Origin of the sequence: Acinetobacter sp. R933-2, assembly GCF_030325485.1 — a bacterium.
Taxonomy (GTDB): domain Bacteria; phylum Pseudomonadota; class Gammaproteobacteria; order Pseudomonadales; family Moraxellaceae; genus Acinetobacter; species Acinetobacter sichuanensis.
Genome location: NZ_JACAIJ010000006.1, coordinates 38352 through 64975, shown reverse-complemented (window position 1 = coordinate 64975; position 26624 = coordinate 38352). Strand labels below are relative to the sequence as shown.

Sequence of the window (26624 nt, the reverse complement as noted above, 5' to 3'; positions counted from 1 at the left end):
AATTTTGTTATGCACTTAAGCAAGTGAACTTGCTCAATGCTGTCCATAATTTATCTTTCATCATATTCTAATAAATGATTGTCAAAGAATGACTTAATCCTCCCCAACCCTCCTTTTTCAAAGGAGGGAGCTTTCCATAACCAACATTCGCTCATCTTGCCCCTCCCTTTTTTAAAGGGAGGTCGGGAGGGATTTTCATTTAACTAAAATAATCTTAATCAGCTACCTATTCTTTAAAGAATAGAATATTCATCACGCCTGCGCTGTAAAATAATCTTCAGGCAACTGCATCACCAACTCAGCACCCGCCTGAATACGTTGCACACGTGCAGCCAAATCAGGCAGGACTTTGGCTACATAATACTGCGCCAATACTAATTTATTTTGATAGAACGACTCAGACTTCACCTGTGCTGCCTGTGCAATACGTGCAAACATATAGGTATAACTGAGCAAGCCAACTGCATGTAAATAATCAACAGCAACTGCATTAGAGAAATCAGGATTTGTTTGTGCTTGTTCAATAATAAACTGAGTCAGTGCTTCAACTTGCTGACACACATCTAAAGTTGATGTTTTAATGCTTAGGCTATTATCCATCGATGCTGCAAACTCACGAATCTCAGCAATATATTCAGCAATAAATGCACCTTTCGATTTAATGGTTTTACGACCAATCAAATCAATCGCCTGTACACCATTGGTACCTTCATAAATCTGTGAAATACGTAAGTCACGGATACATTGTTCCATGCCCCATTCACGAATATAACCATGACCACCGAAACACATTTGTGCTTCCAAAACTGAATCCAATGCTTTATCTGTTAAATAAGCTTTGGCAATTGGAGTTAATAAGGCAACACGATCATTGGCTTTACGTATCGCTTCGGCATCGGTTGAAAACTTGGTAATGTCCAACTGCTGACCCACATAAACAGCAAATGCACGAGATGCTTCATTATTAGCACGTACATTTAACAACATACGGCGCACATCCCCATGTACCAAAATAGAATCGGCAGGTTTTTCAGGTGATTTCATCCCTGTCGCTGCACGCCCTTGTAGACGATCTGTCGCATATTGCGCTGCATTTTGGTAAGCATATTCAGAAGCACCGATGCCTTGAATCCCCATAGATAAACGCTCATAGTTCATCATGATAAACATTGCAGCCAAGCCCTGATTTTCCTCACCAACAAGAAAACCTTTTGCCGCATCAAAATTCATCACGCAAGTCGCTGAACCTTTGATTCCCATCTTATGTTCAATTGAACCTGCACCCACTGTATTACGCTCACCCAATGAACCATCTGCATTGACTAAGAATTTCGGTACAATAAATAAAGAGATACCACGCGAACCCGCAGGTGCATTCGGTGTTTTTGCTAATACAAGATGAATAATGTTTTCACACAGGTCATGCTCACCACTGGTAATAAAGATTTTGGTGCCTGTGATGTTATAAGAACCATCATTATTAGGTTCAGCTTTGGTTTTGATAATACCTAAATCTGTCCCAGAATGTGGCTCAGTCAGACACATCGTACCTGACCATTCGCCTGTATAAAATTTCGGTAAATAAGTGGCTTTTTGTTCTTCTGATGCAGCCTGATCAATCGCCATACCCGCACCCACCGTCAACAGTGGATACAACATAAAGGATGGGTTGGTACTCCAAATCATTTCATCGGCAAGGACGGTCAGCATTTTTGGCATGCCCTGACCACCCCATGCTTCATTGGCACCTAAACCAATCCAACCACCATCCGCAAATTGCTTAAATGCCTCTTTAAAACCTTTTGGTGTTGTCACCACACCTTGATTAAACTGCGCTCCACCTTCTTCATCTGCTGTACGGTTTAAATCGAGGATCACATTTTTCGAAAATTTTGCCATTTCCTCTAAAATTGCATTGGCTGTTGCCATATCTAAATGAGCTAAATTTTCATTTCCCTGCCAAAATTGTTCAGCTTTAAACACATCATTTAAAATAAAATCCATGTCTTTCAGCGGTGCATTGTAAATCGGCATTGTGGCTATCCTTTCTTTCAACTTTCGAACAAATTCAGTTCTTGAAGCTTTTTAAAATTACAAATCTTTTTAATCACGTCTAACTAGATTACTGATATAACATCAGTTTAGGCTGTTGATTAACTATAAAAACAATAAAATACTTCACTCTAAATAGAAATGTTTTTCAGATTTTTTGACCTCTAAGGTTCAGTTTCCTTGACTTTTTAGCTTTTTTCTTTACATGAAATATTTTGTGAATATTATTTTATTTATTTTTATGCATTTATACTGCTTTGGTTGACTAGAATTTTTTAAATAACTGATATACTTTAGCTACTCTTGTTTATAAATTTTAGGATAACCAATAAATGAGTTCAGTACGCCAACAAAATTTTCTTTTACGCAAAGAGAAAATTTTAACGATGGCAGAAGCATTGTTACTCGATAATAACCAAGATATTACGCTTGCAGAGTTGGCAGCCGAACTTGATATTGCCAAAGGCACCATCTATAAACATTTTAAAAGTAAAAACCAACTATATTTAGAGCTGATTATTTTAAATGAAAAGCGCTTATTAGAAATTTCTCAAGCTTATCATCATGATATTAAAGTTTATGTGTCACAGTACATGCTTTATAATATGCTCAATTCTAATCGCACGATTTTATTGCATGTGATTGAAGAACGTTTAACCAATAATGAACGTAAACTCAAAGAGTTATTTGAAGAACTTTATCATATTCGCGAACAACGTATTTTAGAATTAAAAGATCTCTTTGGCGCACACCTCAAAGCCTTAAACAGTACTATGTCTATTCGTGATTATTTATCATATATTTGGACTGTGACCTATGGTGCTTCACTACTGTTAAATTCAACCTATTATCAAAAGTCGATTGGCTCACGTGAGCGTCTAATTAAACTATATGTTAATCAAGCACTTATGACACCAGATAAATTAACAGATGTAGAGCATCAGACTGAATAATTGATCAAACATCATGATCTGAATTTAGTAACTGACTGGGCAATGGCATTGAATTTACCTGACTAAAAATTTCATAACACATATGTCTTAACCATTGATGACTGGTTTTATGATGGCAAGACATATGCCAATACTGTTTAATCGAGTACGTTGGAAATGAAATTGGTGCAGGTAAAATTTGCAAATTACCACGTGATAATAAAACCTGACTCAAATAATAAGGCACTGTTGCGATAGAATCTGTGTCTTGCACAACCAAACCCACACCTAAATAACTTGGAATTCGCATTAAAACATTACGTTTTAAATCTAAATTTAAGAGCTCATTGGCAATATGGTAATGCCCAACGCCTGCATCAATATCAATATGTGATTCACTCAAATATTGCTCAACTGTAATTTTTTGCTCACTTAAACGAGGATGATCTTTTGATGCAATCACAACATAAAACTGTTCAAAGAGTTTTTGTTGATAAAAACCATTTTCTAAATGAGGCAAAAAACCGATTGCTAAATCAATTTCACCATTTGCCATTTGATAACTGGTTTCAGAAGTAATGGCTCTAACATTCAGTTTGACATGTGGTGCATGTGCCTTTAAGTATTGTGAAATTTTAGGCAATAGGACTAAATGCGATACATCCGTCATGGCAATCGTAAATTGTTGTTGAGATGCAGATTGATCAAAATCAACACTAAAATTATTAATAATTTCAACTTTGCTCAGAGCTTCACTTACCAACGGATAAAGTTGTTTAGACAACTCCGTTGGCACCATTTCATTACCAATACGCAAAAATAAAGGATCGTTATAATGCAAACGTATTTTATTCAGGATGTTACTCACCGTTGGCTGACTCATTTCTAAATGATCCGCAGCCAAAGAGACGCTTTTAAATTTATAGATATAATAAAAAATACTGAGTAACTTACAATCCAGTTCAAACACGAATTTCAATCTCACCTTTTATTTTGACTTAAGAAAAAACCTGCCACGACCATTTATGGGCAAGTCTATGATCTACTTTTTTTCGTCACTTTCCAATGCTAAAACGTATTCTTCATCTTTTAAAATATTTTTTTGCGTGTATTTGTTCATTTTTATTTCAAAATAAAAAGGGTACATCTAGCACTGTACCCTTCATCTGTACGCTAATTTATATATCCACGATCATTTAGTTCGCTTATTCAGCAACAAATAAATCCACTATTAATTCATCTTCTGAGTCTGCATAACGATAATTTGAAAAATCACAGACACCTGACTCACGTAAAATTTCTTCATCAATCATTAAACGCCCTGTAATACTACGTTGTTGACTAATTAAAATTTGATAAGCTGCATCTGCCATAATATTTGGTTTACGCGCTCGACTAAATAAAGCCTTTCCACCCAAAGAAAATTCAACTGCCGCAGTTGAGATTATCGTTCTTGGCCATAAAGAATTTACACTAATACCATAATGAGCAAATTCTTGATTCATTCCCACAGTTAACATACTCATGCCGTATTTGGTAATGGTATAAGGCGCATAACTCGCAAACCATTTTTCATCTAAATTTAAAGGAGGTGATAAATTTAAAATATGAGGATTTTCACTTTTCTTCAAATAAGGTAAAGCAGCTTGACTACAAACCAATACTGCACGTGTATTAATTTGATACATCAAATCAAACCGATTAGGGTCTAACATTTCTACGCCAGATAGCTTAATCGCACCTGCATTATTAATCACAATGTCAATACCACCAAAATGTTCAGCAGCTTGTTTCATTGCTTGTGCAACATTGTTTTGATCACGTACATCAACTTGTATCGCTAAAGCTTTTCCGCCTATCGCCTCTACTTCTTTTGCTACTGTGTAAATTGAGCCACCAAGTTTTGGATGTTCTTCTGTTGATTTAGCAGCAATCACAACATTTGCACCATCTTGTGCAACACGTAATGCAATTTCTCGCCCAATTCCACGACTTGCACCTGTAATAAATACTGTTTTTCCTTGTAATGACATAATTTTCCTCAATTCATTATTTTTTTACCTCTTGAATGTACTGTATAAAAATGATCATCCATAGGATCAAATCTGCCAAAGTGATTTTTTCCTTAACAAAATGACCAATTTAATGAAACTCAAGAGTCAGTTAAATAAATTGTATAATTCACAAAAAAATGTCTTTTTATTTTTCTATTCATACAGCCAAGCTCAAAAGCATTGTTTTTATTCCAATCTGTTAAATTAACTTTATATATAACTTAGTCGCTTTTTCTTTTCTGCATAAATTGATTTAAACGTGGTGATGTTATCGTGAGGCGACATGGATGTCGCCGTTGAGCACAGGTAAAGGGACTTAGCTTGTGCTCAACAAAGGATTTTTGTCACTTTTTATCCTTGAAAAGTGAGGCATTGACTACGCAAAGCAATTTAAACCTTTCAAAGTATGTTGTGTCTGTGCAAACCCATAATTTATATTATCTAACTTTAATCAAATGGTATTATTTCACATAATAAATTCAACAAACGAATATTACAGTTAAAAAAACCTCGCCAAAGCGAGGTTTTCAGTTATCTATTGGATCTTGGATAATTAATAAATTGCCATGTGGTTGCGGTGAATCATTTCCAAAGAACGAGCTTCACCTAGTACTTGATGTACTTTATCAGAGGCTAGACCTTTGACAATTTCGGCAGAACGCGAACTGAAATTGACGCGTCCAACTGCAATTCGATGTCCTTGCGTATCCACACATTCAACCACATCGCCACGATCAAAATGCCCTTCAACTGCTTTCACACCCACAGGCAACAAACTACGGTGGTTGTCTTTGATGGCTTTTACTGCCCCATCATCAATCACTAAACGCCCTGCTGTTTGTAAATGCGCTGCCAACCACTGCTGATGTGCAGTAACACGATCATCATCAGTAATAAACAATGTACCTAAAAGCTCACCTGACATTAAACGAGCCAAAACATTGTCACTTTCACCGCTTGCAATGAGTGTTGGGCAACCTGATTTCGCAGCTAAGCGAGCAGCACGCACTTTGGTCAACATACCACCGCGACCAAACTTACCACCACCACCTGCCATATCAAATAATGACTCATCCATTGCACGAACAGTATCGAACAGTTTTGCATTTGGATTTGAGCGAGGGTCTGAGTCAAACATACCTTGCTGATCAGTCAAAATAATCAATAAGTCAGCATGTACCTGCCCTGCAACCATTGCCGCAAGCGTGTCATTATCACCAAAACGAATTTCATCGGTAGAAACCGTATCATTTTCATTAATCACTGGAATCACACGCCAATCAATCAAATTTTGCAAAGCATCACACGAGTTTAGATAACGACGACGATCCGCCAAGTCATCATGAGTCAATAACACTTGTGCTGTTTGAATGGAATGATTTTCCAAAACACTTGACCATGTTTGGATCAAGCCCATTTGACCAATGGCAGCACAAGCTTGCAGACTGGGTAGATCGGTGGGTCGGTTCTCTAGCTTCATGCGAACCATACCTTCAGCCACAGCACCTGATGACACCAAAATAATTTCGTGTCCAGCATTGTGTAGATCTGCAATTTGTTTCGCCCAATGCGAAATTGCATTCAAATCTAAACCTTGCCCATTTGCTGTGAGTAATGATGATCCGATTTTAACAACGATCCGTTTTAAAGCCTTGAGCTGACGTTGCCCATCTACCACTTCTATCATCTTGTCCTCAGTCTTGATGTTCTAAGCAGATATTGCCCTCAATATCTTTTTTAGAAATTAGCGTACGTAGTACACTTCCATTTCCCCATCATCACCATCGTCTTCTTCGTCATCCTCTTCCAACATACCCGCTAGGCGTTGTTGACGACGCATTTCACGATAAGCTTCTTTTGCTGCGATGGTTTGTTCACGTGTTTCAGCTTCAAGCTGATCACGGAATGCTTTAACTTCTGCTGCGTACTCTGGATCTTCAAGTTCACGCTCACGTTGTTGCTCAATCTGATCCATGAGGTAATACACAACAGGTTTTGTGCCTTCAGACATTAAGCCCGAAGTTCTAAATACAGGACCATCCCACTTGAGCTCATCCAGAATATGTTGACACCATTCTTCACGAGTTTCTTCTGCAAGTTGGTCAATTTTATTGAGCACTAACACGATTGGTAATTTTGCTAAAGTTGGTGAGAATTTTTTTAATTCTTCCAAAATTGCTTTAGCATTATATGCAGGATCAGACCCATCAATTGGTTGTACATCAACAATATGTAAAAGAATACGAGTACGTGCTAAATGTTTTAAGAAACGAATTCCTAAACCTGCACCTTCTGCAGCACCTTCAATTAATCCTGGAATATCTGCCATGACAAATGAACGATGACTGTCAGCATCTACCACACCCAAATTTGGCACCATCGTGGTAAATGGATAATCTGCAACTTTTGGTTTTGCCGCTGAAACAGCACGAATAAAGGTTGATTTACCCGCATTTGGCATACCCAGTAAGCCAACATCAGCAAGCACTTTAAGCTCTAAACGAATTTCACGAAATTCGCCTTTGATGCCATGTGTGCATTTACGTGGAGAGCGGTTCGTTGATGATTTGAAATGTGTATTTCCTAAACCACCATCACCACCTTGAGCAACAAGGACTTTTTGACCACTTTCAATAAGGTCACCAATAATATCGCCTGACTCGGTATCTACAACTGTGGTACCTACAGGAACTTTTAAAATAACGGTTTCACCGCCACGACCAGCACAGTTTGCGCCAGCACCATTTTTACCACGCTCAGCACGAAATTTACGGGTATAACGGTAATCTACTAAGGTACTGGTATTGTCGTCGGCTTCGATTAATACACTACCACCACGACCACCATCACCACCGTCTGGACCACCAAAGGGTACAAACTTTTCACGGCGAAAACTGGCTACGCCATTGCCACCGTCGCCAGCCTCTACGGTAATGACTGCTTCATCAACAAAGCGCATGCTGCCAATCCTCTAAATACTTTAAAACCGCATATTCTGCCATATTTTGAAAAAATTCTCGAATAGTATTCTTCAGCATTACATGAAATTTGCTTTATTTTGTTGATTTTCTAAAAACCATGTATAAATTTTCATGAAAAATAAGACTTTTATATCAATCTAAAATCAGGCTATACAAATTTTACCGATTATTTCTTTTCATCAACATTTTGTTTCATTCCATCATTTGTAGTTTATAAAGTTAAATTATAGAATCTGCAAAACTTTAACAATGAATATGCTATTTCAAAGGAACTCTCTATTGTCTATTGTCCAAATCAGTGCTGCGCTTGGACCCGCAGAATGTGAACTCGCAGTAAAATACACCCTGCAAAAAATGCTAAAAGAATCGAAAAATCAGAATATTAAGTTTGAAATTATTGAATTCAATGAAACCAAATATGGCTATTCTTCTGTATTAATCAATATTGATGACAGTACACAACCTTGGCTTAACACGTGGTTAGGAACGATTCAATGGACGTTTCAGAGTAAAATTCGTCCCAATCATAAACGTAAAAACTGGTTTGTTGGCATTAGCCAATTTGCCACACCACAACAACTTCCTACCGATGATACGATTATTTTCCAAGCTTGCCGTGCTTCTGGTGCAGGCGGACAACATGTGAATACAACAGATTCTGCCATTCATGCCACACATATTGCCTCAGGTATCAGTGTCAAAGTTATGTCTGAACGCAGTCAACACGCCAATAAACGCTTAGCAAAAGAATTAATTGCCTTAAAGTTACAGCAACAATTAGAAAATCAACAAGCAAATCATAAACAAGCGCAGCATTTACAACACGCTTTAGTAGAACGAGGAAATGCCGTTCGAAGCTTTAAAAAGTAAAATACTCATTTAGGAAATACATGCAACAAAAACAATATTATCTTGAAAGTTTAGAGAGTGAAATTTTAGCCATTGCACCTATTCAAAACTTAGATGACATTTTAATTTCAACCCAACTTGGAATTCTTTATAGATTTTCTCTTATCAAACAAAGCTTAACTAAAATTTCCCACATTCAACTTCCACCGCTCAATAAAAGCAATTAAGCAATTCCCTAATACTTTGCCGCAAAAGCATCATCTAAAACGACGGAGTCTATGCACTTTTCAAAGTAAAACAGTCATTGAAACACATTATTAAAAAATTCATCTTTGAAGTATTTTTGCTTTCATATATTAAAATTACGTTGATTAACTTCAATAAATTCTACACCTAACTCAAATACCTTATTTTCTAAATGATTGATTATTGTTGTAATTAAGACTTATCTAGAGCTTGTTTATTGGCTAAAATTTCAGGTAAATTTCTCTCAATCCAGTCCAATAAGTAGTTTAATTTTTCTGCTGCTTGTGCCCCTAAAAAAGTCAGTTGATATTCCACTCTGGGCGGTACTTCAGGATAAACCGTTCTTAAAATAAAACCATCTCGCTCTAACGTTTTCAAAGTTTGAGCGAGCATTTTCTCACTGACTCCTTCAATTTTTTTTCGAATCTCACTAAAACGATGGACACCTGTACTTAAGCAACGCAGCACTAAAACCGACCATTTACTTGTCAAATGTTCCAAAATTTCACGTGAAGGACATTCACTTGATAAAACGTGACCAATCAGATGCGTGAGTGCATAAGTGCTCATTGAATTTTCTCTTTATCGTAAATAGCTTACTTTTATGCATCTACTTACATTAAGTAAGTTTAATCATGATAATAGTAACATCAAGTTTAAAAAATCACCATGATTAAACATATTATCTTTTGAGTATGTCATCTTAAAAAATAAAAAAGCCATCATCAAAATATTAAAATCTACGCTTTTAATGATGACTTTTCTAATATTTAAGGATGAATATTTTTTATTGGTAAATCAATTTGCAAGTCTAAATCAGCCAATGACTGACGCTTATCGTTATACATCGTGGCATTAAACTTCGCAATTTTCTTCATTGTGATCGGGTCATTGATATTTAATACAGGCTTAAACTTATGTTTTACATATAAATTTAACATTTCATTAAACTCAAAGATAACCGTACCACTAAACATAATTTTAATAGGCAATTGATAGGTTCTCTTTAACTTAAATGGCACCTCTAAAGACACAGGAATATCAACTTTTATCGGAAATTTGGGCAACAATTTACTCTGATAAATTAAATCTGTACTTGCATCTAAAGGCATCACCGTATTAATTTTTACCACGGTATCATAGTCAATATCTACAGAAACTGGTGTTTCCACCACAAAACTTAAATCTGCCAAATAACGCCCTTCTAAAGGCAAATTAAGCTGACGATCAATATTTAACTCTGTATCCAACCTCCCTATTGCTTGAGTTTCTAAATAATTCCCAACATGAATTTGTGTTGGCAATGAATCAGATAACTGAATTTCGGCATTGTGTGCTGAAACTTGCAAAGAAGCTTGAACATTCAAATATAACCAAAACAATACTGCAACCAACAACACAACCAGAATAAAGCTCAAGATCAGTGTACGTACAGAATTAAAAATCATACATTACTCCTGCGCCTGTGATACAGGTTTAGAAGCGTCTGAATGCAGTTCAGGGGTCTGTTCATTTTTAGATAAACGAATGCTATTTAAAGGAATTTTCAAATCACCCTTTTGAATTTTAACAGGTAAAGTGTTTTTTACATCTACTGTTGCATCCAAAGTCGATTTGATTGGTACATTTAAATGACCTTGGATTGGAATATTCGTTTTCAATGTTGCATTTAAAGGGATATTTAAATTTTGTTTTAAAACTGTACGTACAGGCGCATCAAATTTCAAATGTACCCTTTGATTTAACGGTACTTGCAAATCAATCGGAACATCTATTTTTATTGGAATAATCCCCTTTAATGGCAAAGTAATATCTTTCCCTAAGACCCTCACCTGTACTTTCGTATCGATTGGCATATTTTGGTCGACTTTTAACACTTCTTTTACAGGAATAACCGTTTGAATAGGGACTTGGTTATCAAAATAAACATGTGGTGTTAAAGTTTGAGTGACAGGTAAGTTTAGTTTTTCATTGATTGGAATTTCAGCATTTACACGACCAGAAACATCCACATTTAAAGCATCATGGATTTTAACTTTTGCTTGCAAAGGTTCTTTTAAATCAATATTTACAGATTGATTTTCAAGTGGAATATAGATATTAAAATGCTTAAATACCCAAATCGCAATCAATACACCACATAACGCAGCAAAAATAATAAAGAGTAATCCACCCAATACATGTTTCGTTTGCAAAATTCTTCCTTAAACTTAATATTTGTTTTCCAACATTCTAGCGTTTATGTGATGCTTTTAACGTTTTTTTATGTGTGGTAAATGTCCATTTGTTCACAAATCATGCTATTTTTCATCATTTTTAATTCAGCGATAATAAAATACCGTTCTTATTTTTATCAAGCATAAAAAAAGAGGCAAAAGCCTCTTCTTTATGAGTCTGAATTTATTCAGGTTTTGTCAATTCTGTCATCGGCCAACGAGGTGTTGTCGTCACAGACAATCCATCCTGTTGCCCTGCTTTTAAACGCTGATAACCCGCAAATGCAATCATTGCGCCATTATCAGTACATAAAGCAGGTTCAGCATAATAAACCGTGGCTTTAATTTTCGCCAAATCAGCTTCTAAACGCTCGCGTAAACGATTATTTGCACTTACACCACCTGCAATGACAAGTGTCTTCAAACCAGTTTGCTTTAATGCTTTGACTGATTTTTTCACTAAAGTATCTACTAATGCTTCTTGAAATGAAGCTGCGATATCAGCATCGCGGTTTTCACCTTGCTCTAGCTCCGTTTCTAATTTTTTTAACTGCACAGATACTGCTGTTTTTAAACCGCTAAAAGAAAATTCTAAACCTTGATGCAACATGGGACGCGGAAATGCAAAAGCATCTTTATTTCCCTGTTCTGCCAATTTAGAAATATTTGGACCGCCTGGATAAGGAAGTTTCAACATTTTTGCAACTTTATCAAAAGCTTCACCAGCTGCATCATCAATAGACTCGCCTAAAATTTCATACTCACCAATGCTATGCGCAGCCATGAGTTGGGTATGACCACCTGAAACCAACAAAGCGACGAAAGGAAATTTTGGTGGCTGTGCTGATAATAATGGCGCCAACATATGACCTTCCATATGATGCACACCAATTGCAGGTTTATTTAAAGCAAAAGCTAAAGTTCGCCCAAATAAAGCCCCTGTCATCAGCGCACCCATTAGACCTGGACCACGTGTATATGCGATTGCATCAATCTCAGACTTTTTCACATCGCTTTGTTCAAGCAATTGATTAATCAATGGAATGAGTTTACGTACATGATCACGAGAAGCAAGTTCAGGTACAACACCGCCATATTCTGCATGCAGTTTAATTTGACTATAAAGTACCTGTCCTCTTAAGCCAACTTCACTGTCATACAGCGCCAATCCTGTTTCATCACAGGAAGTTTCTAAGCCAAGAACGATCATTAAACTGCCTTTTACCCGTATCAAAATATTGCTGAAGCTATTATAGACTTGTGATATGAGATGTAAATGAGTAAAATACTGACCTTCACTTGTGATCAAGGGTAATTTAGCCCTAGATCTTATCCATAAACCAATGAGGATTCTTCATGCCACAAGTTAAATTGAAAGAAGGCGAACCAGTAGACGTAGCTATCCGTCGTTTCAAACGTTCATGCGAAAAAGCAGGTGTTCTTGCTGATGTTCGTAAACGTGAATTCTACGAAAAACCTACTCAAGAACGTAAACGTAAAAAAGCTGCTGCTGTTAAGCGTTACCAAAAGAAATTGGCGCGTGAATCAGTACGTACTACTCGCCTTTACTAAGATTTATTTGTGAATGATTGACTGACTGGACAAAATTAATGACTACTTTAAAAAACCAAATCACTGACGTTTTAAAAGCCGCTATGCGCGCTAAAGAAATGGATAAGTTAACGGTAATTCGTGGTCTACAGGCAGCAATCAAGCAAATCGAAGTCGATGAGCGCATTGAGCTTGATGATACTCAGGTTCTTGCGGTCATTGAAAAGCAAATCAAACAACGCAAAGAGTCGATTAAAGCCTTTTTGGGCGCTAATCGCGAAGATTTAGCTAGTAAAGAACAAGCCGAAATTGAGGTTTTATCTCAGTTTCTACCTGAAGCTATGTCAGAGGACGAGCTTGATTCTCTCATTGCGCAAACAATTGAAGCGCAAGGTGCTACTAGCATGAAAGATATGGGTAAGGTGATGAATTCTCTACGTCCGATCATAGCCGGACGTGCCGATCCTGCACAAGTTTCTGCGAAAATTAAAGCGAAACTGGCTTAAGTACTTATATTTAAAAATCTTTTTTGTTTGATTTGGTCTATTTAATTCACTTCAAAATCGTTATTTTGCAATGAAATAATATTAGCAATTAAATAGCCCAAAACCTTCTAGCAATCATTTTCTATTTTAAATCACACTGAATATTATACTTTTTCACAATTTGCATTTCTGGTGAAGTATTTACCTTAGAAATAATATCTTGTTTTGTGATAGACATATATGATGGTGGTAAATTCGCACGGTTTTCATCTGTTGTTTTATACATATCGTCTACATATTGTTTGACTATAGCGCAATACTGAACTTGTTGTTGTGCATTAAATGCGGTAATTTGCGGATCTAAACTTCTTAAAAAAGACTTCATTTGACTCGTATATTGTGTTGATATTTTTTCCACATCTCGTACATAACGGTCTGTTGCAGCTGCAACTGCATTTTGTATACAACCTAGTAATACAATTACAGTCATTATTTTTTTCATAAACATACTTCAAAATTTGAAAGATTACATTAGTGCTAAGCCTAACTTTTTCTATTGAAAATAGATATTTATATTTGTTACAAAGTGAATATTCAATAAAATTATATAGCATTATATACGCATTTTTTGCTCATCCTGCATGACTTTTAAACGCGCTTCAATACGTGAACTCATCGCATTATTTTCTTTAGCCAAACGCTGTGCATGCAAAAGAGATTTAATCGCATTTTCCTCATCACCTGACCAATATTGCGCTTCAGAACGGTAACGTAAAACATTGACTGTGCGCATTGGATTATTTTTATCAAGATTTGCGGCTTGTTGTAAAAGTTGCCAACCTAAAACATCCATTTTATTTTTACTGACAAAACGATTGATCAAGCTTTCTGCCTCTTTACCTTTGTTCTGGCGAATATACACTTCAGCAAGTTTATAACCCAAAGCACGGTTTTCAGGCATGATCCGTTGTTTGCTAATAACAGCATTATATGCATCTTCTAATTTATTTTGACCTAAATAAATATCTGCTTGAAGTAAATGTAATAAGCTATGATCAGCATCCATAGCACTTGCTGCATTTAAATAATTTTGCGACTTTCCATAATCTCCTAGTTTTAAATGATAGGCGCTCGCAGCCAATAAGCCTGCATAACTTTTTTGCTGTACTAAATTATCAAGTTGTTGCTGCGTGGCTTGATCTGAAATTGCTGCGGTATACCATTTAATAATCTCAAAGTCCTGTTGATGCTGATTAAATGGTACACGTGGAAATTGTTGAGCACGTAAACGAGCTTCGCTCATACGTTCAGTTGTGAGTGGATGCGTAAACCAAAAATCTGGTAGAAAACTTAAACGACTTGTTGAACGATGCATTGTTTCAAAAAAGTCAGCCATACTCTCAGGATTATAGCCAGCACCATACATAAATTGCATTCCTATACGGTCTGCTTCACGTTCTTGATTTCGGCTATAACTGAGTTGCTTGTCAAGTAATGCAGCTTGTGTACCTAACATCACCGCCGTACCAACATCACCATCAGCCTGAGATGCAATTGCTGCACCCACAATAATGCCTGCTAGAGCCAGTAGACCTTGACCCTTAAAAGCCTCTTGAGAACGACTATAATGACGTTGAGTCACATGTGCAATCTCATGTGCCATGACACCAACAACCTCATCCATACTTTTTGAGGATGTTACCATTCCTGTATTCAGTGCAAATAACCCACCAGGTACAGCAAACGCATTAATTTGTGGATCTTTTACAATGACAAGCCCTATAGGCGTTCCTACTTGTGTTTGGCTTAAAATTTTAGAAAATACCAACATAAATTGGTCTTCAAGCCACGGATCTTGCACGATTGGCATTTGATGTTGAACTTGGCGATAAACTTTTTCACCAATCATCTTTTCTTTTTGTTGATCAATTAAGCCCACACCACTACCAATTTCAGGAACTTCAAACTTTGGCGCAGTGCTGGGATAAAAGTTTTCAGTTGCCTGCACAAGACAACTGATACTTATCCCTAATATCAACAAAATCTTTTTCAATACCATGCTCTAATCAATACTTTTCATCACTATAGCATTGGATCTTGAACAAATTCGAGACAAAATGTAGCAGTTTTTAAACTACTTTCTAAAGTCCAAATTTCTCATTAACAACATAATGTGGTACTCGTCCTTCTAAAGCCTCAACTAGATTTTGATAGGCTAAATGAACCATTTTTTGACGGGTTTCTTCTGTTGCCGATCCAACATGTGGCATTGTCACAACATTATCTAATTCAAATAATTCAGAGCTTTGTAAAGGTTCTTTTTGATAAACATCTAAACCTGCTGCAAAAATTTTCTGTTGCTTTAAGGCTGTGATCAAGGCATTTTCATCTACAACTGAACCACGTGAAATATTGACAAATACAGCATGTTTTTGCATTAAATCAAACTCTTCTACACCAATAAGCGCTTTTGATTGTGCATTTAAATCCACAGCAACGATCACAAAATCAGATTGTTGCAATAAATCTTTTAAACTGCGGTATTGTGCATTTAACGGCTGAGCCAATTCTAGTTTTTCACGACGATTATGGTATAAAATATTCATATTAAAACCATAAAAACCACGACGGGCAATTGCCGCACCAATATTCCCTAAGCCAATAATTCCCAGTGTTTTACCAAAAATATCTTGCCCAAATTGAGCCGAACCCACTGTACGTGTCCACTGACCTTGTTTTGTCCATTGATCTAAACTAGGCACTTTACGTGCTGCACTCATTAATAATGTAAATGCAAAATCTGCTGTTGTTTCTGTTAACACATGGGGTGTATTACTCAGCCAAATTTTCTTTTGATTTAAATAGTTAAGATCATAATTATCATATCCCACACTGACCGATGAAATAATTTTTAATTGTTGTGCAGGTGCTAAATTGCTTTCATTTAACAAACGCCCTGCACCAATCATTGCATCGGCATCGACGACATGTTGACGAATTTGCTCATTGACATCGCCCATCTTAGGATTAATGACAACAACTTGATATTGCGCTTCTAACTTACTTAAAATATCTGCATCAATTTTACTAAATACCACAACTTTTTTTTGCATCGTACTTCCCTGCGCCTAGTCAATATTATTCATCTTTGTCTTACTTTGCATAAAACCCCACAAACGGCGTTTTAACAAAGGTTGTGCTAACATTTCCGCTAAACTGGCTAATTGGATACTCTCATCACTCTGTAAATAGCCAATAGAGCCAAGTGTTAAAATCACTTTATCTTGTTTCAAAGCAGCTAAAAAACCTTGTATATAAATTTGCGCGCCGCGTCCATCTTGAAATTGTGTCAGTGGAAATGGCCATTTTAATTCAAAGTATTCCCCACTCATCGCATTTTGAATATTCATCCAAAGTTGCTGTTGTTCTGCTTGTATATGAGTAGCATCTACGACAATTACACAGCTTTCTAAACAAAAAGCTTGTAATTGGAAAGGCTCAACTTTACTTTCTACAATCGTGTCTTGTTGTGGTACAAGCACAGACTCAGCGACTTCAGGTGTAATCGCTCGTGAAACGCTATGTTCTGGAACATTTAAAATTTTATTTTGAACTGGCTCTTTTTGCTTAACTTGCTCAATGTGCTCTGGCTCAATTTTAAACTGCACATCTGAAATGATTTCTTTTGCAGCAGTGTCTCGATATAAAGTCTTTGGATATTGGCGCACAGGCACACCGTGCTTTGGAATCCACAGATCTATTCCAAGAGCAGCTAAAATATTTCGCTGATGTTCCTGCACGTTTACATTCATCACATTATTCAATCTTTAATTCAGCACATATTCTACCGAGCTTTGCATATTTTTGCTGTGATTTCTCTTCGTCCGCTCATTAAAACAACAAAGCATTTTACCCATAGAATTCAATGTATTATTAAGTGAAAATAAACCATATCAAATCTAGATTGATTTTAGATACATTCTAAATAATCATGATGCTATTTTTCTTTTGCATTTGATCCACAATTTCTTCAGTTTCAAAACCTAAACGCCAATACAATAACTCTAAAACATCTAACTCATCTTGAGTAATGATGCGATCATGCCACAAACAAACTTCCGCAACACCCAAAATACTCAAACGATCTCTTAATAATAAGCCTGCAATATCATTTAAAATTTCACTTAAATCAATTGGTTCATCTGAAATTTCACGAAATAATTCCAATTCTTCCCGAGTTAAAACACGTTGTAAAATGTCATATCGAACTTCTAATTGATTTTCACTATTAATTTGCTGCACATGTAGTAAAGCATCAATTAAACGCACAATTTGCGGCTTTACTGTTTCTAAAGAAGATGGCGTATGCATTGGCAATAAATGCAATTCAGCTTTTACACGCTCAATCAGCAAAGCATCTAGCAAACCTATTTCACCATCTTCTTGAATAATTTTAGCCAATTTAGTGACAAACTGACGTGCGCTTGTGGCAGGCATATTGCCCAAATTTGCACAAGCATCGTGAAAAATTTGAATATGAACACGCCCATCTAAGTTTAATAATGAGTCTACAATCGCACGACTCACCTCTGCCGTTGAAGGAATAAACTCTCGATATTGGCGAATCATGAGAATCGCAACCATGACCTCACGAGACCCTGTCGAAGTTTGCATCGCTCGCTGTAATAAATCAGGGCGTTGCATTTGTCGCCTAACTTCTGAATTTAGTGGCTTGATTGCGTCGTTTAATGCAAAACTAATCGGTGATAAACGCATCAAAGGTAAAGGTTGCGGCGAAATCCACGGTGTATAACTTTCTGCGCTCAACTCTTCTAAAGGACGCATTAATACAAAAAGAGGCTGACTGCGTAATTTTTTTAAATTTTCTATTTGTAAATCTTGTAATAATGTTGGATTTAACTCATAAATACGATCTTCAATACTTGGATGAATATTCAACCAACTTTGTGGGCTTAATGAGTTAGCAAAACACATATGAGCAATGGACTCAGAATATTCACTATGAATCTGAGAACCCGCATGATGCACATAAATCCGCAATAAAGTTTGTATATTGGCATTATTTAACATCAAACGTTTTGCTTTATAATCATTATAAAAAGTACGTCCGCCCAGCGTAAAATATTTAATTAAACGAGAAATTAAAATCCCCATACTGCCAATCAGCCAAATCACACCGCCAATCGCAACGAAACTGGTCTCAAATTTATGACGTCGTCCTTTTTCGTAAACACTAAACCCTTGCTTCGCAATTTTACTTCCTAATTGACTAAAAGAAGTTAAACCACTATACAAAATTTTCAAACGGGTATTTTCCTTCGCTTCACCCGATAAAATTTGATTAAATTCATGTCCTAACAAGCCATAAAGCTCTAGCTCATCTAAGTTTTGTAAAGCTCCCCACGTTAAAATAATCACCGTATCTCGTGGATGCAAACCTGCTGTTAAAGCATTGACTCCCACCTCATCAGGTAAGACATAAATACTGGGCAAATCAATATCAAAATTTTGTGCTAATTTTTCTGTAATTTTTAACGCCACATTTTCTTCAGGCGTACTTTCAATCAAACTTAAACGGCGTGCTTTTAATTGTTTAGCAAGAGAATGCCCACCTTCTCGAAACACATAAAATTCATAAATAATTGACCCTAAAATAACAACCAATAAAGCCCCAACACACAATGGACTAAATGTATGCCAAAAAATAGACTCTAAAGGGTTAATATAATGAACCAATAAACCGAGTACAGTATTTAAAATAAAAATTGTAATCAGTACAGCAACTGAACAAATACTGGCAGACCACAGTATATTTTTGTTTTTTATTAAATAATGACTGACATCTTTCAATGTAAACATCCTCATTACATTGTTAGGCTATGGATCTCAATAAGCATTACACTAAGCTGATTGCTCAAACATCATAAAGTAAAAAAGCGGGAATTACCCGCTTTTTAAAAGTTTAACGCTAGATTCAGCATTAAGCTCCTTCTTTAATTCCACTTAGATCAACAGATGCTGCATCGATATTAACATCGATATAACCATCTTTTTGCTTTTTCGCCATATCACTACGGCTATTTTCTAAGTCAGTCAGATATTGTTCATCAATATCACCTGTCACATAAATACCATCAAATACTGAACAATCAAACTCTTGAACTTCAGGAACTTTATGGGTTTTTACTGCTGCTTTAAGATCATCCAAATCTTGGAAAATCAAACGGTCAGCACCAATAATTTCTTGAATTTCCTCAACAGTACGATGTGATGCAATCAATTCAGCTTTAGCAGGCATATCAATACCATACACATTTGGATATTTCACCATCGGTGCTGCTGAAGCAAAATAAACCTTACTTGCACCTGCGTCACGTGCCATTTGAATAATTTCATTACACGTTGTACCACGCACAATAGAATCATCAACCAGCAACACGTTTTTGCCTTTAAATTCAAGCTCTACAGGGTTTAATTTTTGACGAACAGACTTTTTACGTTGCTGTTGACCTGGCATGATAAAGGTACGACCGATATAACGGTTTTTCATAAAACCTTCACGGAATTTCACACCTAAAGCATTTGCCAATTCAAGCGCAGACGTACGACTTGTATCTGGAATTGGGATCACCACATCAATATCGTGCTCTTCACCCCAATCACGCAAAATTTTCTTCGCTAAGGTTTCACCCATTTTTAAACGTGCTTTATACACAGAAATGCCATCAATGGTCGCATCTGGACGTGCAAAATAAACATATTCAAAAATACATGGGCGATAGCGAGAATCTTCAGCACATTGTTGTGAGAAAAATTCACCTTGCGAATTGATAAAAATTGCTTCGCCTGGTGCAATATCACGCTCAACTTTAAAGCCAAGCGCAGTAATCGCAACAGATTCAGAAGCAATAATATATTCTTTTTCGCCATTTTCAGTTAAACGTGAACCGTAAATTAATGGACGAATACCATTTGGATCACGAAAACCAACAATACCATGCCCTGTGATCATCGCAACAACACCATAAGCACCTTTACAACGCTCATGGACACGTTTAACAGTATGGAAAATATCTTCCGCTTTTGGCTCTAAAGTGCCACATTTTTGCAATTCGTGTGCAAAAACGTTTAACAATACCTCTGAATCTGAATCAGTATTCATATGACGTAAGTCAGTTTTGAATAAATCATCATGAATATCAGCAGCATTGGTTAAGTTACCATTGTGTGCAAGCGTAATACCATAAGGTGAGTTTACATAAAATGGTTGTGCTTCTGCACTGCTTGAAGAACCAGCAGTTGGGTAACGGACATGACCAATCCCGTAATTACCTAACAACGCACGCATGTGACGAGTATGGAAAACATCGCGTACCATACCGTTATCTTTTCTTAAAAATAATCGACCGTTATGACAAGTTACAATCCCAGCTGCATCCTGTCCCCGATGTTGTAACATCGTTAACGCATCAAATAACATTTGGTTAACAGGTGATTTACCGGCTATACCAACGACTCCACACATAGCTACCTCGCAGACCAGCTAGGATTAATAAAATGGGTTCTTAGTTGAGTGTGCTGAACGATCTTCTTGTGCTGAAGATCCATTCTTAGACTCAGTTTTTGAAGCATCATCAGAATGTGCCTCAGAATGAATATGACTAAGTGCTTCATTTGCCGCTTCTTTAGAAAGCTCTGTTGCTAAAGGTGCATAAGGCAAAAGAAATTGAATCATTTTGGATTGTTTCCATAGGGGTGAAATTTCCACCCATGGTCCCACGCCTTGCATAGTTATGAGGACGATGAACAAACCTTTCAAGCTGCCCAGTGTCCCACCTGCTAAACGATTGAGCGGTCCAAGCTTAAAAGTCTTTAAAATTCGGTTGAGTAGCGCTGTTACAATCCATGTAAGAACAACAATAATTAATACAACAAAAGCAAAGGCAGCAATTTTTTGCACCACAGGATCTTGACTTAATATCGCCATGGAGGGCGCGAAAATAGCTGAATATTTTGCTGCAATAATCAGTGCAAAAACCCAACCCACTAAGTTCGCAAAGGCATTTATAAATCCTTTTCGCAAACCGTTTAGCCCTCCAATGAGCAGTAGTATAAGTATAACAATATCTATGGTGTTCATTTTAGATCATAGCGTCAACACAGTCCTTAATTAAAGTCGGACCTGTGTAAATCATACCACTATAAATTTGTACTAAACTTGCACCTGCTTGTTGCTTTGCTACTGCTTGATCACCAGATAAGATCCCACCCACACCAATCAGTGGAATTTCATCTTTTAATAATTTTGAAAAAGCCGCCAAACATGCTGTACTTTTTTCAAAAACTGGGGCACCAGATAAACCGCCTGCTTCATCACCAAAAGCTAAGCCTTCAACACCTTCACGTGACAAGGTCGTATTGGTCACAATCAAGCCATCAATTTTAAATTCTAATAACTGTGAAGCAATAAACTGAATATCACTTTGCTCTAAATCTGGTGCAACTTTTAATACTAAAGGTACATAATGCTGATATTCTTCAGCAAGTTCAAGTTGACGTTTCTTTAAAGTTTCAAGTAATTCAGTTAAGGCATGCCCACTTTGCAATGAGCGCAAATTTTGAGTGTTAGGTGATGAAATATTTACCGTAATGTATGATGCATAAGCATATACTTTTTCAAGGCAAATCAAATAATCTGAAACCGCATCTTCAACAGGTGTTGTGGCATTTTTACCGATATTAATCCCTAAAACACCTTTGAATTTTGCAGCTTTTACATTTTCAACGAGCTGATCAACGCCATCATTATTAAATCCCATACGGTTAATAATGGCTTTTGCTTCTGGAATACGGAATAAACGAGGTTTTGGATTACCTGCTTGAGGCTTAGGCGTAATTGTACCAATTTCAATAAAACCAAAGCCGAGCGCAGCTAAGGCATCAATATACGCACCATTTTTATCTAAACCTGCCGCTAAACCAACGGGGTTAGGAAATTGGATTCCCATGCATGTAACAGGTTTAGGCGCAATCTTTTGACGCATTGCTCCGACTTTATGCGCTGATTTTAACAGCGATAATGTCAGTTCATGTGCACGCTCCGGTGCTAAAGAAAACAACAATGGGCGAGCAAGTGAATACATCATAGCTAGAAAAGTCTACTGCTTTTTAAGTTGCCGTATTATAGGCACAGTATGGCAAAAAGGCTATGCTTACTACTGCTTTATTTTCACCGCTTAATGCACTGTCGCTGTTAATTTAATCTGTGAATCGACTTTTATGAGTTCCATTTTTTCAATGCTTACACCCATTTGTGCAATTTGTGTTAAAAAGTTTGCCAATACAGCATAATTTTCATGTTGCCCAACAATTTGAAACTGCTCACCCACTTGTTGACTTGCGATTGATAAACCTTGTTGTTGTGCGACACGTTGAATTTTATCAGGCACGGTCAAAGATAAATCATCAGCAGGTTTCATTGTCACGACATTACTCTGCATCCACACAACAAGATCTTTAAGTTCATTCAGCCGCTTTTGTTGATTTTCTGCTGCTTTATGAGTTGACCACAATGCTGAACCCACGATAGCAACCACCACAAAAATCGTGGTAAAAATAACCATTACTCGTTCACGCATTGACATTTTATCAAGCTGATCTGTAATTTTTTCTGCCCAAGCATCAAAGCGATGTTGAATATTGTCTATTGCTTTCATTATTGTATTTTCACCAGTCCTACAACAGAAGCACCTTCTGTCTGTATCGTCCCAAGTTCTGCTTTAAAACCTTGCTGATTAAGCTGTTGTACTAGCGTCTGTAATTTATCTGAACTCGTCGCAATCAAATCCATATTCAAAATCGTATTATCATAATTGACTTTATTTGCCACAATTTGATGCTGCATTAAAATAGGTCCGACTCGACTCAAAAGTTGCAATGCTTGTGTATTCGCACTTTGGCTCAAACGCAAGTTACTTTCAAATTGGCTTTTAATATTTTGCTCAGTGACTCGACTATTTGCACCAAACCAAGATTTGTATTGGTCAATCGCAATCAATGCTGTTTGATCTGCCACTTTTCGTAGTTTCACCCAACGTAAGGCATCAAAACTTAACTGTACTAAAATTAAAGCCAAACATAATACTGCACAAGCTTTCCAATAACCAGAAACCGAACCACTTTGCTCTTTGGCTTTAGGTAGTACATTAAAGGGATGATTTTTTAATTTTTTCGCTGCTAAGAATTGATAATTAAACTGCTCAAGATATTCAGTTGTCGTTATAGCAAAAAGACAATCTAGTTGTTCAGCAGTTAATTGAGCATATTTATATCGTCGCTCTTTTTCAGAAAACTCAAGATATAACGCTAAATCATCAACAGAATTTCCCATCCACTCATTTTCACGAACCAACAAATGCCCATTCAAACTAGCAAGCACGGTTTGTTTCACCTCAGGCACAGGCAAAATAAGAAAATCGGGTAATAAAGAAACCACTTTTACAGGCAATAAAGACAATGAATGCTGCATCGTGGTTACAGCATATTGATGTATACCTAAAATTGTTACCTGATCTGGAGCTTGAAAGTGTGAAAATACCTTCATCTGATCAATAGGTAAAATGACATATTCTTCAAGTAAGTATTTTAGTCCATCTGGACCCAGTTTTTTATATTGTTCTTTCGTCAAGCTTTGTTGCAAAATTTGCACTTCACGACTTGGAAAATAAACAACGGCTTCTTCACCTTGATGAAGCTTCAACTCTTGAATCAATTGCTCAAGACTTACAGCACTATGCCATGCATCACCCTGAGACCACTGCCAAACCCCATCGGCTTCTGGCATCCATAAATACAACATTAATTTTGTTCTGCCGTGTTATTTGTTCTAAAATGCTTTTACGCTGTTGGAATAAAGGCTTTTTGTTGTGTAGATAAACCTTGAGTAATCACACTTTGCTCATAAATACGAGCTTCTGCAAGCGCAAAAGGATGAAAATTCTCACCTGTTAATTGTTCAGCAATATGTGCAACAACATTCATGTGACAAACCACAATAATATTTTCAAATGGCAATTGTGACAACCAATCTATTGCATCTTTTGCATCGTCATCAGGTTTAATTTTATCGCAGATCAACACACTGACATCTGAAAAATATTGTTGTAGATGCGCTAATGTTTCTTGAGCACGTAATAATGGACTCACAATAAACACATCTGGTTTATCCAAATCTTTTAAATACTGTGCTGTTTGTTCTGCCTGCTCATGACCACGTGCTGTTAATGGGCGCTTATGGTCATTTCCATTGACAGCAGGAACTGCCTCACCATGACGAACTAAAGTCAGTTGCATAAAATTTCCTTATTGATTTGTTTTGAATTATACCGATTCTTTATGACAACACTATCTCAGTTTGACAAAAATTTAGACTTCATGATGGGGTAAAACAAACTCTACATCACTACGATGTCCATTTTTCATTAATGATACCGCAATATTTAAAGGCGGCGCACCTTCAAAGATCACTTCATGCAATGCAGCAGTAATGGGCATATATACATCTAGTTCTTTTGAACGAGTATTGACCTGAACGATGGTATTAATACCTTCAGCCGTTTGCCCAAGTTCTTTGGTCGCCTGCTCTAAGGATTTACCTGAACCCAATGCAAAACCCACTTGATAATTACGACTCAAAGGACTATTACAAGTGGCAAATAAGTCACCAACACCAGATAAACCAAGAAAAGTTAAAGGGTTTGCACCTAGCTTCACTGCAAAACGACTCATTTCTGCTAAAGCACGTGTCAAAATCATACTTTTGGTATTTTCGCCTACTTGATATGCAGCCGCCATTCCCATTGCGACAGCATAAATATTTTTTAATGCGCCTCCAAGTTCTACCCCATGCACATCATCACTACCAAACACACGAAATAAAGCACTATGTAAGGCTTGTTGTACGGCATAACGTACAAGTTCAGAGTCACTTGCAATCACTGTACCCGCAGGCTGACCTGCCATGATTTCTTTTGCAAGATTAGGACCCGATAAAACACCATAAGGTACTTCTGGCAACTCATCACGAATAATATCGCTCATAAAATTAAAGCTTTTCGCCTCAATCCCTTTGGTTAATGACACAACCGCCTGAGCACTGATAAAAGGCTTAATTTTCTTTAAAACGTCACGAAATGAATGGCTTGGGATTGCCACTAAAATAATATCACGATCACGAACAGCTTTTTCTAAATCTGACTCTGCTTTTAAGCCAAGCTCTAAAGGATAATCAGGCAAATAGCGTTTATTTAAATGTGTAGCATTCATTTCCTCAGCAACAGCTTCATCACGAATCCAAATCATGGTATCACAACCATTTCGTGCTGCTGTATTTGCCATTGCTGTACCAAAACTACCGCCCCCTAACACAGTGACTCTTAACGCAGTTTTTTGATTTAATACTACAGGCTCAACCAAATCTGAAAATTTTAACTCTGACATTATTGTTATCCTAAAACATAACTGATGTTGATATTAAGGGTTCATTCTTATTTAAATTTTAAAATGCTTGCCAAACTGAAACATGAGCTTCTGTACTTTGTTCAGCACGTGGAGCGATCGCTTTTGCCGCAGTTCCAATATAAATAATCCCTGAAATAAGATCGTCAGGTTGTAGTCCTAACTTTTGTTTTAATAATTTTGACTCAACAACTGCACCACTACGCCACATACTTGCAAAACCTTGCGCTTGTAACGAAAGTAAAAAGTTTTGAATAGCAGCACCTGAACTTAATGTTTGTTCAAATGTAGGAACTTTAGGATGCTCGACAAAACGTGTCACCGCCAAAACTAAAAGTGGCGCTCTAAAAGGATGGGTTTTTACACGTTCAACTTGAATAGGATCCATTTCTCCTAAATTTTGAACTGCCTCCGCCAATAACTCACCAAAAGCTGCACGCTGATCGGCAGATACAACAATAAAATGAGTTGGCTTTAAACGATGATGGTCAGGCGCAGTTAAAGCAGCTTGAAATGCGAGTTCTAATTGTTCTGCATTGGGTGCAGGCTCAATTAAATGCCCAACAGACTGACGTTGATGAATATTTTGCTGCACAATTTGAAGATTTGAATCTGCCATTGACCATGTTCTATAAAAACCTTTTGAATCAAGATTAGCATAAACTTTTAAAAAAGCGTGATATTTGCTGAATTTACTCAACACAATTCTGACTATTTCACA

Annotated in this window: 27 protein-coding genes; 5 read left to right on the top strand and 22 right to left on the bottom strand. The window is 36.8% G+C overall.

Going from position 1 to position 26624, the window contains the following annotated elements; translation table 11 throughout:
- Nucleotides 1–252: 252 nt before the first annotated feature.
- Entirely contained in the window at nucleotides 253–2034 is a 1782-nt protein-coding gene (locus HX005_RS08575) for an acyl-CoA dehydrogenase C-terminal domain-containing protein (RefSeq protein ID WP_286377031.1), read from the bottom strand.
- A 350-nt stretch (nucleotides 2035–2384) separates the two neighbouring features.
- On the opposite strand from HX005_RS08575, the gene HX005_RS08570 reads away from it, so the two are divergent.
- Nucleotides 2385–3005: a TetR/AcrR family transcriptional regulator gene (locus tag HX005_RS08570; RefSeq protein WP_286377030.1), complete on the top strand. Its 621-nt coding sequence runs from the start codon at nucleotides 2385–2387 to the stop codon at nucleotides 3003–3005.
- Between the two features lie 4 nt (nucleotides 3006–3009).
- On the opposite strand, the gene HX005_RS08565 is transcribed toward HX005_RS08570, so the two are convergent.
- From HX005_RS08565 to cgtA, 4 genes are all read right to left on the bottom strand, one after another.
- A complete protein-coding gene (locus HX005_RS08565; RefSeq protein ID WP_107007307.1) occupies nucleotides 3010–3954 on the bottom strand; it encodes a LysR family transcriptional regulator in 945 nt (314 codons plus the stop codon).
- A 235-nt stretch (nucleotides 3955–4189) separates the two neighbouring features.
- Nucleotides 4190–5017, bottom strand: coding sequence for an SDR family oxidoreductase (locus HX005_RS08560; RefSeq protein ID WP_286377029.1), 828 nt, complete (start codon nucleotides 5015–5017; stop codon nucleotides 4190–4192).
- Nucleotides 5018–5591: 574 nt separating this feature from the next.
- Entirely contained in the window at nucleotides 5592–6725 is a 1134-nt protein-coding gene (proB, locus tag HX005_RS08555) for a glutamate 5-kinase (protein ID WP_107007309.1), read from the bottom strand.
- Nucleotides 6726–6782: 57 nt separating this feature from the next.
- Nucleotides 6783–7997: an Obg family GTPase CgtA gene (cgtA, locus tag HX005_RS08550; protein WP_286377028.1), complete on the bottom strand. Its 1215-nt coding sequence runs from the start codon at nucleotides 7995–7997 to the stop codon at nucleotides 6783–6785.
- A 301-nt stretch (nucleotides 7998–8298) separates the two neighbouring features.
- Between cgtA and prfH the strand changes: the two genes are divergently transcribed.
- Both prfH and HX005_RS08540 read left to right on the top strand, forming a co-directional pair.
- Nucleotides 8299–8889, top strand: a complete 591-nt coding sequence (prfH, locus tag HX005_RS08545) for a peptide chain release factor H (RefSeq protein WP_286377027.1) — start codon at nucleotides 8299–8301, stop codon at nucleotides 8887–8889.
- 20 nt (nucleotides 8890–8909) lie between these two features.
- Nucleotides 8910–9095, top strand: coding sequence for a hypothetical protein (locus tag HX005_RS08540; RefSeq protein ID WP_286377026.1), 186 nt, complete (start codon nucleotides 8910–8912; stop codon nucleotides 9093–9095).
- 211 nt (nucleotides 9096–9306) lie between these two features.
- On the opposite strand, the gene HX005_RS08535 is transcribed toward HX005_RS08540, so the two are convergent.
- The 4 genes from HX005_RS08535 to tsaD all read right to left on the bottom strand — a co-directional run bounded on the left by HX005_RS08535 (nucleotide 9307) and on the right by tsaD (nucleotide 12540).
- The gene (locus HX005_RS08535; RefSeq protein WP_286377025.1) at nucleotides 9307–9684 is read right to left on the bottom strand and encodes a winged helix-turn-helix transcriptional regulator; all 378 of its coding nucleotides are present in this window, start codon (nucleotides 9682–9684) and stop codon (nucleotides 9307–9309) included.
- A gap of 200 nt (nucleotides 9685–9884) precedes the next feature.
- A complete protein-coding gene (locus HX005_RS08530) occupies nucleotides 9885–10562 on the bottom strand; it encodes a hypothetical protein (RefSeq protein WP_286377024.1) in 678 nt (225 codons plus the stop codon).
- Between the two features lie 3 nt (nucleotides 10563–10565).
- Nucleotides 10566–11309: an MFS transporter gene (locus tag HX005_RS08525; protein WP_286377023.1), complete on the bottom strand. Its 744-nt coding sequence runs from the start codon at nucleotides 11307–11309 to the stop codon at nucleotides 10566–10568.
- 205 nt (nucleotides 11310–11514) lie between these two features.
- Nucleotides 11515–12540, bottom strand: coding sequence for a tRNA (adenosine(37)-N6)-threonylcarbamoyltransferase complex transferase subunit TsaD (tsaD, locus tag HX005_RS08520; RefSeq protein WP_286377022.1), 1026 nt, complete (start codon nucleotides 12538–12540; stop codon nucleotides 11515–11517).
- A gap of 146 nt (nucleotides 12541–12686) precedes the next feature.
- On the opposite strand from tsaD, the gene rpsU reads away from it, so the two are divergent.
- Nucleotides 12687–12902: a 30S ribosomal protein S21 gene (rpsU, locus tag HX005_RS08515; protein WP_001136722.1), complete on the top strand. Its 216-nt coding sequence runs from the start codon at nucleotides 12687–12689 to the stop codon at nucleotides 12900–12902.
- Nucleotides 12903–12940: 38 nt separating this feature from the next.
- Nucleotides 12941–13387 (top strand): GatB/YqeY domain-containing protein, encoded by a 447-nt coding sequence (locus tag HX005_RS08510; protein WP_107007317.1) that lies wholly within the window; start codon nucleotides 12941–12943, stop codon nucleotides 13385–13387.
- A gap of 121 nt (nucleotides 13388–13508) precedes the next feature.
- On the opposite strand, the gene HX005_RS08505 is transcribed toward HX005_RS08510, so the two are convergent.
- From HX005_RS08505 to HX005_RS08445, 13 genes are all read right to left on the bottom strand, one after another.
- Complete coding sequence (locus tag HX005_RS08505) at nucleotides 13509–13868, bottom strand: hypothetical protein (RefSeq protein WP_107007318.1); 360 nt, start codon at nucleotides 13866–13868, stop codon at nucleotides 13509–13511.
- 111 nt (nucleotides 13869–13979) lie between these two features.
- Nucleotides 13980–15419 (bottom strand): M48 family metalloprotease, encoded by a 1440-nt coding sequence (locus tag HX005_RS08500; RefSeq protein ID WP_286377164.1) that lies wholly within the window; start codon nucleotides 15417–15419, stop codon nucleotides 13980–13982.
- Between the two features lie 88 nt (nucleotides 15420–15507).
- On the bottom strand, nucleotides 15508–16479 hold the full coding sequence (locus HX005_RS08495; RefSeq protein ID WP_286377021.1) for a 2-hydroxyacid dehydrogenase: 972 nt from the start codon (nucleotides 16477–16479) through the stop codon (nucleotides 15508–15510).
- A 15-nt stretch (nucleotides 16480–16494) separates the two neighbouring features.
- Complete coding sequence (locus tag HX005_RS08490; protein ID WP_286377020.1) at nucleotides 16495–17178, bottom strand: hypothetical protein; 684 nt, start codon at nucleotides 17176–17178, stop codon at nucleotides 16495–16497.
- A gap of 169 nt (nucleotides 17179–17347) precedes the next feature.
- Entirely contained in the window at nucleotides 17348–19237 is a 1890-nt protein-coding gene (locus HX005_RS08485) for a M48 family metalloprotease (protein ID WP_107007425.1), read from the bottom strand.
- Nucleotides 19238–19367: 130 nt separating this feature from the next.
- Entirely contained in the window at nucleotides 19368–20912 is a 1545-nt protein-coding gene (purF, locus tag HX005_RS08480) for an amidophosphoribosyltransferase (protein WP_286377019.1), read from the bottom strand.
- Nucleotides 20913–20936: 24 nt separating this feature from the next.
- Nucleotides 20937–21527 carry a CvpA family protein gene (locus HX005_RS08475; protein ID WP_286377018.1) on the bottom strand — a complete coding sequence of 197 codons (591 nt, stop codon included), beginning with the start codon at nucleotides 21525–21527 and terminating at the stop codon, nucleotides 20937–20939.
- 1 nt (nucleotide 21528) lies between these two features.
- Nucleotides 21529–22533: a quinone-dependent dihydroorotate dehydrogenase gene (locus HX005_RS08470; protein WP_107007324.1), complete on the bottom strand. Its 1005-nt coding sequence runs from the start codon at nucleotides 22531–22533 to the stop codon at nucleotides 21529–21531.
- Between the two features lie 90 nt (nucleotides 22534–22623).
- On the bottom strand, nucleotides 22624–23103 hold the full coding sequence (locus HX005_RS08465) for a type II secretion system protein M (RefSeq protein ID WP_107007325.1): 480 nt from the start codon (nucleotides 23101–23103) through the stop codon (nucleotides 22624–22626).
- Entirely contained in the window at nucleotides 23103–24245 is a 1143-nt protein-coding gene (gene gspL / locus HX005_RS08460; protein WP_286377017.1) for a type II secretion system protein GspL, read from the bottom strand. Before gspL ends, HX005_RS08465 begins: the two co-directional genes overlap by 1 nt.
- A gap of 38 nt (nucleotides 24246–24283) precedes the next feature.
- Nucleotides 24284–24739, bottom strand: a complete 456-nt coding sequence (gene sixA, locus HX005_RS08455) for a phosphohistidine phosphatase SixA (RefSeq protein ID WP_286377016.1) — start codon at nucleotides 24737–24739, stop codon at nucleotides 24284–24286.
- A gap of 72 nt (nucleotides 24740–24811) precedes the next feature.
- Nucleotides 24812–25885 (bottom strand): NAD(P)H-dependent glycerol-3-phosphate dehydrogenase, encoded by a 1074-nt coding sequence (locus HX005_RS08450; protein ID WP_107007328.1) that lies wholly within the window; start codon nucleotides 25883–25885, stop codon nucleotides 24812–24814.
- Nucleotides 25886–25943: 58 nt separating this feature from the next.
- Nucleotides 25944–26522: a nitroreductase family protein gene (locus tag HX005_RS08445; protein ID WP_286377015.1), complete on the bottom strand. Its 579-nt coding sequence runs from the start codon at nucleotides 26520–26522 to the stop codon at nucleotides 25944–25946.
- Nucleotides 26523–26624 lie beyond the last annotated feature (102 nt).